The following is a 10,744-nucleotide window of genomic DNA, read 5'->3' as shown; positions in this document are numbered from 1 at the left end:
TCTGTATAAATCTCAAGCGGGTCGCCTTCCCGAATCCGCATGGTTCTCCGAATTTCTTTTGGTATGACAACACGCCCGAGATCATCAATCCGGCGGACGATTCCTGTTGCTTTCATAACATCTATTCCTCCTGCATCTATATACCCGTTCGGATTATTTCCATATTACACGTCTTATGGATAGTATGTGAAATTATGCAGATTTTATACTGGATAAAAATCGAGCAGCCACGCTCTGGTATGCATGGCTGCTCGTCAAATCGTTTTAGATAGATTGCGTTTTTTCGTTTACCGCAATCCAAATCTCACACTGATAATTCGGATCAGAAACATCATTCGATGCATATACTTCAAACTCCACATTTTCCGCATATTCGTACTGGGTGCTCTGCGGAAAAAACTCCGTCACAATTCGATGATAGGTCTCAATAAAAGCATCCGGCATCTTCCCCTTGCTTGTGAACACAGCATAAGTGTTTGCCGGAATCGTCACGACTTCCAAATCCTCATCTACGGTTCCGCCGTTATACTCCACACCGATGCCATATGGGAACTGCTCTGCGTTCAGCTCCGCGGAAAAACAGATGCCAAGTAAGCCCTTCATCACCGGATGTTCTGGCATACAGGCAAGCAGCCTTCCCATTGTTCCGTCCGCACCGTATTCCTGCCACATCTCCGTGATGTCCGGCGTCGCATTTGCCGATTGCGGTTTCCCTACACGCTTTCTCTTGCAAACAACCTGAAACGCATCTCGTTTTTCGATTCTGTAAGCCATTTTACTGCCTCCTGTCAAGGTCAATTTTACAGAAAGCGGCGTAAAGATTCTGACCTTGCCGCCACGCTTTGCTTCGCTCGGTGCAATGCCATGAAATCGGGTAAAGGCGCGGGTAAAACTCTCCGGTGTATCGTATCCGTACTTCATTGCTATATCAATGATTTTGACTGTTCCCTTGGACAGTTCTTCTCCTGCAAGCGACAGCCTGCGCATCCGGATATACTCGCCCAGCGAGAACCCGCACAAAATATGGAATACACGTTGAAAATGAAATAAGGAAGAATATGCCTGTTTTGCTACTTCTTCAAAATCTAGGTTTTCTGTGATATTTGCTTCCACATAGTCAATCGCCCGCTGTATGCCTTGTATCCAATTCATCTGCTCACGCCCTTTCTGTGCTTTCAGTCTAACAAAATGCGTGTACTGTTTCTTGACTTTGCGTGCTTTGGAATGCTAGGCATTTTCAGCTGTCTGGATCCAGTTGTCCAGAATGTCCATCTGCTCCTGCGTATGAAACCAATGCTCTGCCTGCTTCGCAGTCGTCAGCTTCGCACCGATTTGATGCGCGAAAGCGGATATGGTTTCCCTCGATGTCAGGTGATCGTTTTCTCCATACAAAATATCCGTTGGTATCTTCCAAGTGATCGGATGTTCCCGCACATAGCAAAGATATTCCCAAGACAACGTTTCGCCAAACGAAGTAGGAATTTCTTTTTCCTGTTTGAGCTGATCTTCGGTCACATTCGCCCATCTCATCATATCTGAAATAAGCGTTTCCATATCAACAATCGGCGAAATAAAATAGGCTTTGGAAATGTTTTTATCTGCAAGCGCGTGCATAGCAAAAAATGCACCAATGCTGTTTGCAATCAAAACAACAGAATCACAATTTTTGCTTTGTTCTTCATAAAAGCGAGAAAATTCTTCTTTGGCTTCCCATGGAGTCTCTGCCTTGTAGTCAAAGCCAATGACCTCGCTTTCCGCGAATAAGGATTGATACTGCTCTGCTTCTTGCGCATTGCCGCCTTTCCCATGAATATATATGATTCGTTTCATCGGTATTCACTTCTTCGTCATCTCATCAATCAGCTCGATGGCTTCATAAATCATATTGTCGCAATGCGTCTTTTTGTTTCCGCCCTTCTGTGCGTTTGCCTTGAGCAAATCGGCGCAGTCCGTCATGCCATCATGATTCTGTGCGATGCGCTTGCGGAATTCTCCGACAGCTGCCGGAGAGACAATGCCTTTTGTGCCGAGAACCATCAGTGCGCCGGTAATCGCGCCGCAGGTGCCGCCGCACTTCATGCCGCCGCCAAAATTACATCCGACAGCAGCTGCTTGTTCTTCTGTCAAACCCATTTCCTTGGCATAGGCGCGCAGAATTGTCTGGGCGCAGTTGTTGTTTTGCGGGGCGGTATCTCTCAATTCTTTTGCCCGTGCTACATGCTCATTCATACTCTCTTACCTCTTTATGATTGAAATTTTTCGGCATCCAATGTCTTGATTGCCCGCGCCGGATTGCCGACCACGACCGTGTTGGCAGGGACATCCTTTGTCACAACGCTTCCCGCGCCGACTACGGCATTTTCTCCGACTGTCACACCGGGTAAAATCGTCGCGCCTGCACCAATCCACGCATTTTTACCAATATGCACATCGCGAATCGTCAGTACATCGCGCTCGTACATATCATGATTGTTGGTGATAATCGATACATTCATGGCAATGCGCGCATTGTCATCAATCCAGACATTTCCGGCAGACATGCAGCGGAAATACGGCATGAGAACAACGTTTTTGCCGATATGTACATTGGCAGCCAAATTAACAAACAGCGGCGTATTGACGCGGCTGCCTTCGCCAAATCCGCCGGTAAACAATTCATGTACCAGCTTGTCATATTCTTCCGTATACGGTTCTGTCTGATTGAGCCGGAACAGCAGCTTTGTGGTGCGATGTCCTTCCTTTGACCGTGCTGCATTGGGAATGCGCAAATCCAATCGTCTTTCTTCCATATTATCAACATGCTCCTTCTTGTTTTGCTTATTTTCTTTATTTTACCCACAAATCGATAAAATTGCAATGCGTACAAAATCATAGCACAATCTTTTCCTAGGCAAACAGTATACATCCCACCTGTTTTATGGTATGATAATTATATATAATACACAAGAAAGGTCGTTTCACGCATGATACATAAGCGCATAAAACAATGGATTGCTGGTGCGCTTGCGGCAGCAATGGTATTTACAGTCTGCCCCCAGCAACGTGCACAAGCGGCAAAATTTACCGATGTTTCCGGCCATTGGGCGGAAGCGTACATCAATCAAGCGGTAGATCTTGACTTATTTTCCGGCACCACGCCGACAACCTTTTCTCCGAATGCCGTTATGACGCGTGCCATGTTTGTCACCGTGCTCGCCAAATACAGCAAAGAAGACATCAGTCAGTACACAACCACGCAATTTCAGGATGTTCCCGCCAACGCATGGTATGCGCACGCTGTCGCATGGGCATACAGCGGCGGTCTCGTCTCAGGAACTGCCCCGAACCAGTTTTCTCCCAACAGCGCGATTACTAGAGAGCAAATGGCATCTCTCATCGTCCGGTTTGCCAACTATCAGCGTTTCGTGCTGCCGCGCACGCGCAGCACAAAAATCTTCTCTGACAGGAATCAAACCGCGGATTACGCGCTTGACGCAGTATATACACTGTACCGTTCCGGTATTATGAGCGGTACAGCCTCGGCCACCTTTTCTCCGAAAGGCAATGCAACCCGCGCGCAATGCGCCGTTGTTTTCTGCTTGTATCATGACGCACAAACGGATGCCGAAACCGCAGAGCAACAGATTTGCCTTGTCAACCATCGCGGATACAGCTTGGAAGCACCGGAAAACACCATGTCCGCCTATGCACTTTCTGTGCGAAAAGGGTATCGCTATGTAGAAACCGATGTCCAATTCACCAAAGATAATGTACCGGTTTTGATTCACGATACGACGATTGACCGAACCAGCAATGGCACCGGCAATGTCGCTGACTTCACCTATGGCCAGCTGCAAAATTATGATTTCAGTTACAAGAGCAATTCTTCCGAGCGCTGGGCGGGATATGAAGGCACAAAAATCGCAACGTTTGAAGAATTTATTGCTTTTTGTTCGCGTAATCATTTGCATCCGTATATTGAAATGAAAATCCCCATGACGCAAAGCCAAGTCCGCACCCTATTTGAGCTGACCAAGCAATACAATATGCAGGATGATGTCACTTGGATTAGCTTTTACGTCAACGATTTGCTGCATCTGCGAGATTATGACGATTCCGCGCCGCTGTGCTTGTTGGCAAACAAAGTCGATTCTAATGCCGTCAAGAACGCACAGCTTCTCAAAAACGGCAAAAATTCCATCACGCTCGGCGCCAACAGCCGTTACCTGACGGTTGCTCAGCGCGCAACCCTGCTGCGAGGCAACATTCCTTGGTGCGTATGGACAATTGATTCGCTGTCTCCGGTGATGGAATACGCCAATTCTTCGGCAGAAGCAGTCACGACGGATAACATCACGCCATCCGATGTATATCCTGATGATTGATGGTCTAATCTCGCATCGCATCTCATATGCTTCTCTCAGAACGGAGGGAAGCAATGGACAATCTGGAACAAGAATGGAAGCGTTGTATGCTGACCGGTTTAGTTCACGCCTTATACCGATCCGGCATGTTGACACAGGAACAACAATTGCATTTGCTGTGCGAATTGCAGCAAACGCCGTCTGTACCCTGAGTACAGGCGGCGTTTTCCCTACTTTCCAATTATCTGTTTGTCTGCTATAATAAAGAGCAGTGGATACCAATACACAGGAGGAACACGACTATGAATCTCAAAGGAAAAAACTTTCTCAAGATGCTTGATTTTACACCGGAAGAAATTGAGGGCATGATTGATCTCGCTGCCGATCTCAAGGCGAAGAAAAAAGCAGGCATTGCTCATGATACGCTGCGCGGCAAGAATATCGCGCTGATTTTTGAAAAGACCAGCACCCGTACCCGCTGCAGCTTTGAGGTCGCCGCACACGATCTCGGTATGCAGGTGACATATCTTGATCCGTCCGGCTCTCAGATTGGCAAGAAGGAGAGCATCGCAGATACCGCCCGCGTACTCGGCCGTATGTTTGACGGCATTGAATACCGCGGCTACGGTCAGGAAATCGTGGAGGAGCTGGCAAAGTACGCTGGCGTGCCGGTCTGGAATGGTCTGACCAACGAGTCTCATCCGACACAGATCTTGGCTGATTTTCTGACCATCCGCGAGCACTTCGGCAAGCTCAAGGGCATCAACTTTGTTTATCTGGGCGATGCACGCTACAACATGGGCAACTCGCTGATGGTCGGCTGTGCCAAGATGGGCATGAACTTCACTGCTGCTGCACCGAAGGCATATTTCCCGGATCAGGCTCTGATTGAGACCTGCGAAAAGATTGCCGCAGAGACCGGTGCAACCCTGCGTTTCTGTGAAGATCCGATGGAAGCTACCAAGAACGCCGATGTTCTGTATACCGATGTCTGGGTATCTATGGGTGAGCCGGTTGAGGTATGGCAAGAGCGCATTGACGCCCTCTCCCCGTATCAGGTCAACCAGAAGCTGATGGACAATGCCGCTGACAACGCGGTATTTATGCACTGCCTGCCAGCATTCCACGACCACAAGACAACTATCGGCAAGGAAATGGGCGAAAAATTCAACCGCGACGCCATGGAAGTTACCGATGAAGTCTTTGAAGGCCCGCAGTCCATCGTCTTTGACGAGGCAGAAAACCGGATGCATACCATCAAGGCTGTTATGGCAGCAACCCTGTAAGCCTCTGTTTTTCCAAGCAGCAACAAGACCCTGTTTCACGCAAACAGGGTCTTTTCTTGTGTTCAATACAAAATCGGCTGAATTTGTTTTCCCGCCAGTGCCAAATCTGCCGTTTCCGGAATCCTATTCATATCCGCGACGAGCGAGCGCGGTTTGGTTTGCGGCGCGTCTTGTCTCATCGGCGTGAAATAATACTGTTTGCGATTGAGCAACGCGGCAATATTGGGCGCAGATCCGGCAAGAGCATCATTGCTCGCCACCGCCAGTACAACCGGTTTTTCCACGCGCAGCTGGGATTTTGCCGCGAGAGATACCGGCGTATCACTGATGCCATGCGCGAGCCGTGCTAACGTACTTCCGGTACACGGCGCGATAATCAAAACATCCAGCATATCTTTGGGACCAATTGGCTCGACCGCTTGCAGCGTATGCAGCGGCGGCGCGCCGCAAAGATCTGTGATGCGCTGTACAATGTCCCGCGCTGTTCCAAAGCGCGTATCCTGTGTATATACCTCTTGAGACACAATCGGAACGACCTGCCAGCCCTCCTGTGTCATCCGTTCCATAACAGTCAAGGCCCGATCTATGGTACAGAAGGATCCGCACACAGCGAATCCCGCAGTTCGTTTCATAACAACCCCTCCCTCTCCAGCATGTGCCGCACGGTCTGTGCAATGGCATCCGCCGCGCTCTTTGGTGCGACTTTTCCCGGCAGGCTCAGCGCATGAATCACACGACAAAGCTCTTTGGCATCCGCACAGACACCACCCGCGCCGGATGCCAAATCCAGCAGCAGCGTATCCGGTGCGCAATCTGCAAGCACCGCCCGACTGAGAATATCCGCCGGAACCGTATTGATGATGAGCGGGAATTGATGCAGCTGTCCCGCCAGCTTTCGGGTATCCAAGCAGCGATACCCCACACTGTACATGCGGGCAAAATCTGTCTCCCGCCGCGCCGACACCGTAACCTGCGCGCCGAGTCCACGCAGCCGCATCGCGAGCGCAGAGCCAATGCGTCCTGCTCCAATGACCAGTACAGGCAGGTCATGAATCGTCATCGGCAGCTCTTCCATCGCAATTTGAATCGCTCCCTCCGCCGTCGGGATGGCATTGAGCAGAGCCAATTCTTCCTGTTTGAGATAATCAAACAAGCGAATGCCTCTATGCCGCGCCATATCGTACACATTTTGCGGAATCGAGCCGCCATATACCGCCGTGCCCGCCGGAACGGCATCCAGTACGTCCTTCAGCCGATAGGGCGCATTGGCGAGCGGCGTGTGCAGCCGTTCGCCATCTCGTGTGACCGGCATCGGCAGCAAAATGACATCTGCATGTGCAAATAATGCCGCCATATCGTTGTACACCGGCAGGGCAGACCGATGCCGTTCCAATCCAATTGTGCCGATTTGCATTCCATCTGCCGCCAGCCGCTCTCCAAGAAAAACCTGCCGCACATCACCGCCCGCTATAGCTGCCATCAAGGTGTGATCCATACCCGCTTTCCCCTTTCCCTGCTTCCATCTTATGCGGCAGGTGCCGCGCTGACACTGCGGACAAAGCAAAAGCCGCCCCGAAGGACGGCTTTCTCTCATTTTGTGATCTTTTACTCTAACAGCGTCATCTGTCCCTTATCCTCATCCTTGAGCAGGGCGCCAATGGACGGAATCGAGTGGGAAACATATCGTTTCGGCTGCGCAAATGCCAGCTCTATCGCATAACATGCGTGCGTAATGGTATGACTGCCGCGCAGCACCATGGCCTGCACACCGACTGTCGTTCTCGTCGATTTTGCCGGAATCACAGAGGTATTGATTGTCAATGCTCTGCCATTCGTCGCAAACAATGTAATGTCGCAATCCTGCGAGAAGTGGAAAAATGCCTTGGCGGGAGAGCGGTCGGAATACGCGCCGGTCAGGCGGCGGCGATTGGTCTTTGTGGCAAAGCCCGCCAGCTCAAAGCGTGCCGCCTTACCGTTTTCAAAGACAACGACCATACTTCCGGTATAGTCTCCCGGCAGCAGCATGAATACCGGCTGTTCCTCTGCGTCCATTTCCAGCTTGGACGGCAGATAATCGCCGAGCACACTCGCCTTGCTGTCATCGAAGTCATACAAATGCGCTTTATATGCCTGCTGCTTATTGGTCAGGAAGATAATTTCCTGTTTATTGGTCGCATCCAGCGTCTGGAACAGCGCATCGCCGTCCTTAAACTTCTGATCCGATGCACCGCGCAGGCTCTGCGAGGTAATCTTCTTAAAGTATCCTTCCTTGGACAGGAACAGATGCACCGGATAATCCTCAATGTGGTCTTCCTCTTCAAAGCGTTCGAGCTTATCCGCTTCCAGAATATCGGAACGGCGCGGAGACGGATATTTTTTGATGATATTTTCCAGCTCTCGAATGATGACGCGGCGCACCTTGGCATCGCTCTTGAGCAGGTTCTCCAAGCGAGAAATCTCTTTTTCCAGCTCCTCTGTCTCAGACAGACGCTTGAGAATATATTCGCGGTTGATGTGGCGCAGACGAATCTCTGCAATATACTCTGCCTGCTTTTCATCAATGCCAAAGCCGTGGATCAAGTTCGGAACGACATCCGCATCCTTTTCTGTGTTGCGAATGATGGCAATGGCCTGATCAATGTCCAGCAAAATGGTCTTGAGACCGTGCAGCAGATGCAGCTTCTCCTTTTTCTTCGCCAAATCATAGCGAATGGTGCGCTTTTTGCACTCTGTGCGCCACTTGGTCCACTCCTCCAAAATGCTGCGCACGCCGAGTACCTTCGGCATTCCCTGAATCAGCACATTGAAGTTACAGGAACAACTGTCCATGAGCGGCGTCATCTGCATCAGGCGATCCATCAGTTTGTCCGGATCGGCACCGCGCTTGAGGTCAATCGCCAGTTTGAGACCGGACAAATCACTCTCATCTCGAATATCCGAAATCTCACGGACTTTGCCGCTCTTGACGAGATCCGCCAGCTTATCAATAATCGCCTCAATCGTCGTTGTGTACGGAATTTGATACACTTCAATCAGATTTTCCGATTTGATATACTTCCATTTGGAGCGAATCTTAAACGAACCGCGGCCAGTATCATAGATTTTTTTCATCTGGGCGTGATCCAGAATGATTTCACCGCCCGTCGGGAAATCCGGTGCCGGAAGCGTTGCCATCAAATCACAGTTGTTGTCCTCGATATACGCAATGGCAGTCCGGCAGACCTCTTCGAGATTAAAGCCGCAGAAACTGCTCGCCATGCCGACAGCGATACCGGTATTGGCAGATACCAAAATATTCGGGAACGTCGTTGGAAGCAGTGTCGGCTCCTTCATCTCTCCGTCATAGTTGTCCACGAAATCTACCGCATCATCGTCAATTTCGCGGAACAGCTCCGCGCAGATTTTGTCCAGCTTTGCCTCAGTATAACGCGAAGCCGCATAGGCCATATCGCGCGAATACACCTTGCCAAAGTTGCCCTTGGAATCGACAAACGGCGTCAGCAGGGCCTCATTGCCGCGCGTCAGACGAACCATTGTCTCATAAATTGCCGCATCGCCATGCGGGTTCAGCTTCATGGTCTGACCGACAATATTTGCCGACTTGGTGCGGTTGGCACCCATCAGCCCCATTTTATACATTGTGTAAAGCAGCTTGCGGTGGGACGGCTTGAATCCGTCCAGCTCCGGAATTGCACGCGATACAATGACACTCATTGCATACGGCATGTAATTCTCGCGCAGCGTCTCTGTGATGCGCTGTGCGGTCGGCTCAAGCGGATGATATTCCTTCACCGGCTGCTGTTTGCTCTTTTTCTTTGCCATGTCAGGAAAAAACTACCTTTCCAAGTATTTTTATGAAATATCCGCGAATTCTAAATACTGCCAGCCATTTTCGGCGATGTATTCCTTTCGTCCGGACAGATTTTCACCGAGCAGCAGGTCAAACATCTCGCTTGTCGCTGCGGCATCCTCCGGCATCACACGAATCAGACGGCGGCTCTCCGGATTCATGGTGGTCTCCCACATCATATCTGCCTCGTTCTCGCCGAGACCCTTCGAGCGCTGAATGTTGTACTTCTTGCCTTCCAGCTGCTTGAGCACCTCTGCCTTTTCGCCCTCATCGAAAGCAAAATACGATTTGCCGCGGCACTCAATCTCATACAGTGGGGATTCTGCAATGTACACATAGCCCTCTTCAATCAGCGTCGGCGTCAGACGATACAGCATCGTCAGCACCAGCGTGCGAATCTGGAAGCCATCGACATCGGCATCGGTACAGATAATGACTTTATTCCAGCGCAGATTGTCCAGCGAAAAATTGGACAGTTCCTTGTTGGACTTGGACTTGACCTCTACGCCGCAGCCCAATACTTTGAGCAGATCGGTAATAATATCGCTCTTGAAAATCTTATCGTAATCCGCCTTGAGACAGTTCAAAATCTTACCGCGAATCGGCATAATTGCCTGAAATTCCGAGTCACGTCCTTGCTTACACGAACCCAGTGCAGAATCGCCCTCCACGATGTACAATTCGCGGCGGGAAACGTCCTTGGTACGGCAGTCCACAAATTTCTGCACGCGATTGGCCAAATCCAAATTGCCGGTGAGCTTTTTCTTGATGTTCAGACGCGCCTTTTCCGCCTGTTCGCGCGAACGCTTGTTGATGAGAATCTGCTCGGCAATCTTATCCGCTTCTGTCTTGTTCTCAATGAAGTAAATTTCCAGACCGGAGCGCAGGAATTCTGTCATTGCCTCCTGAATAAACTTGTTGGTAATGGCTTTCTTGGTCTGATTTTCATACGAAGTATACGTTGAGAAACAGCTGGTCACGAGAATCAAGCTGTCTGACACATCCTGAAACGAAATGCGTCCTTCGTTTTTGTTGTATTTGTTGTTCTGCTTAAGATAGGCATCAATCGCAGAGACAAACGCCGAGCGAACCGCCTTATCCGGCGAGCCGCCGTACTCCAGCCACGAGGAGTTATGATAATACTCCAGACGCGAAATGCTGGACGAAAAGCAAAACGCACAGTTGAGCAGCACTTTATATTCCGGCTTGTCTGAGCGGTCTTTGCCGCGCCGCTCACCGGTCAAAAACTGCACAGAGGTCAGAGC

General features: G+C 50.1%; 12 protein-coding genes. 3 read left to right on the top strand and 9 right to left on the bottom strand.

Going from position 1 to position 10,744, the window contains the following annotated elements:
• The 5 genes from ACR0P9_RS03345 to ACR0P9_RS03325 all read right to left on the bottom strand — a co-directional run.
• Positions 1-116, bottom strand: a 116-nt coding sequence (locus ACR0P9_RS03345) for an AbrB/MazE/SpoVT family DNA-binding domain-containing protein (RefSeq protein ID WP_287968002.1), incomplete at its 3' end; no start/stop codon positions are given.
• A gap of 148 nt (positions 117-264) precedes the next feature.
• The gene (locus ACR0P9_RS03340; protein ID WP_432617422.1) at positions 265-1,152 is read right to left on the bottom strand and encodes an effector binding domain-containing protein; all 888 of its coding nucleotides are present in this window, start codon (positions 1,150-1,152) and stop codon (positions 265-267) included.
• A 75-nt stretch (positions 1,153-1,227) separates the two neighbouring features.
• Positions 1,228-1,830 (bottom strand): alpha/beta hydrolase, encoded by a 603-nt coding sequence (locus tag ACR0P9_RS03335; protein ID WP_432617421.1) that lies wholly within the window; start codon positions 1,828-1,830, stop codon positions 1,228-1,230.
• A 6-nt stretch (positions 1,831-1,836) separates the two neighbouring features.
• Positions 1,837-2,229, bottom strand: coding sequence for a C-GCAxxG-C-C family protein (locus ACR0P9_RS03330; protein WP_432617420.1), 393 nt, complete (start codon positions 2,227-2,229; stop codon positions 1,837-1,839).
• Positions 2,230-2,243: 14 nt separating this feature from the next.
• Positions 2,244-2,789 (bottom strand): acyltransferase, encoded by a 546-nt coding sequence (locus ACR0P9_RS03325; protein WP_432617419.1) that lies wholly within the window; start codon positions 2,787-2,789, stop codon positions 2,244-2,246.
• A gap of 174 nt (positions 2,790-2,963) precedes the next feature.
• Here ACR0P9_RS03325 and ACR0P9_RS03320 point away from each other — a divergent pair, with 174 nt between their 5' ends.
• The 3 genes from ACR0P9_RS03320 to argF all read left to right on the top strand — a co-directional run bounded on the left by ACR0P9_RS03320 (position 2,964) and on the right by argF (position 5,629).
• Entirely contained in the window at positions 2,964-4,364 is a 1,401-nt protein-coding gene (locus tag ACR0P9_RS03320) for an S-layer homology domain-containing protein (RefSeq protein ID WP_432617418.1), read from the top strand.
• 53 nt (positions 4,365-4,417) lie between these two features.
• Positions 4,418-4,555 (top strand): hypothetical protein, encoded by a 138-nt coding sequence (locus ACR0P9_RS03315; protein ID WP_432617417.1) that lies wholly within the window; start codon positions 4,418-4,420, stop codon positions 4,553-4,555.
• Between the two features lie 90 nt (positions 4,556-4,645).
• The gene (gene argF / locus ACR0P9_RS03310; protein ID WP_432617416.1) at positions 4,646-5,629 is read left to right on the top strand and encodes an ornithine carbamoyltransferase; all 984 of its coding nucleotides are present in this window, start codon (positions 4,646-4,648) and stop codon (positions 5,627-5,629) included.
• A gap of 62 nt (positions 5,630-5,691) precedes the next feature.
• On the opposite strand, the gene ACR0P9_RS03305 is transcribed toward argF, so the two are convergent.
• The 4 genes from ACR0P9_RS03305 to ACR0P9_RS03290 all read right to left on the bottom strand — a co-directional run.
• A complete protein-coding gene (locus tag ACR0P9_RS03305) occupies positions 5,692-6,261 on the bottom strand; it encodes a dipicolinate synthase subunit B (RefSeq protein ID WP_432617415.1) in 570 nt (189 codons plus the stop codon).
• Positions 6,258-7,124, bottom strand: a complete 867-nt coding sequence (locus ACR0P9_RS03300; RefSeq protein ID WP_432617414.1) for a dipicolinate synthase subunit DpsA — start codon at positions 7,122-7,124, stop codon at positions 6,258-6,260. Before ACR0P9_RS03300 ends, ACR0P9_RS03305 begins: the two co-directional genes overlap by 4 nt.
• A gap of 110 nt (positions 7,125-7,234) precedes the next feature.
• Positions 7,235-9,451, bottom strand: coding sequence for a DNA gyrase subunit A (locus ACR0P9_RS03295; RefSeq protein WP_432617413.1), 2,217 nt, complete (start codon positions 9,449-9,451; stop codon positions 7,235-7,237).
• Between the two features lie 30 nt (positions 9,452-9,481).
• The coding region (locus ACR0P9_RS03290) for a toprim domain-containing protein (protein WP_432617412.1) at positions 9,482-10,744 on the bottom strand (1,263 nt) is incomplete at its 5' end.

Origin of the sequence: Butyricicoccus sp. (assembly GCF_050872565.1) — a bacterium.
GTDB lineage: Bacteria > Bacillota > Clostridia > Oscillospirales > Butyricicoccaceae > Butyricicoccus_A.
This window is presented reverse-complemented; position numbering and strand designations above follow the sequence as displayed.

Coding starts and splice junctions, on each gene's coding strand:
- ACR0P9_RS03340 (WP_432617422.1), bottom strand. CDS start 1,152: ATGAATTGGATACAAGGCATACAGCGGGCGATTGACTATGTGGAAGCA.
- ACR0P9_RS03335 (WP_432617421.1), bottom strand. CDS start 1,830: ATGAAACGAATCATATATATTCATGGGAAAGGCGGCAATGCGCAAGAA.
- ACR0P9_RS03330 (WP_432617420.1), bottom strand. CDS start 2,229: ATGAATGAGCATGTAGCACGGGCAAAAGAATTGAGAGATACCGCCCCG.
- ACR0P9_RS03325 (WP_432617419.1), bottom strand. CDS start 2,789: ATGGAAGAAAGACGATTGGATTTGCGCATTCCCAATGCAGCACGGTCA.
- ACR0P9_RS03320 (WP_432617418.1), top strand. CDS start 2,964: ATGATACATAAGCGCATAAAACAATGGATTGCTGGTGCGCTTGCGGCA.
- ACR0P9_RS03315 (WP_432617417.1), top strand. CDS start 4,418: ATGGACAATCTGGAACAAGAATGGAAGCGTTGTATGCTGACCGGTTTA.
- argF (WP_432617416.1), top strand. CDS start 4,646: ATGAATCTCAAAGGAAAAAACTTTCTCAAGATGCTTGATTTTACACCG.
- ACR0P9_RS03305 (WP_432617415.1), bottom strand. CDS start 6,261: ATGAAACGAACTGCGGGATTCGCTGTGTGCGGATCCTTCTGTACCATA.
- ACR0P9_RS03300 (WP_432617414.1), bottom strand. CDS start 7,124: ATGGATCACACCTTGATGGCAGCTATAGCGGGCGGTGATGTGCGGCAG.
- ACR0P9_RS03295 (WP_432617413.1), bottom strand. CDS start 9,451: ATGGCAAAGAAAAAGAGCAAACAGCAGCCGGTGAAGGAATATCATCCG.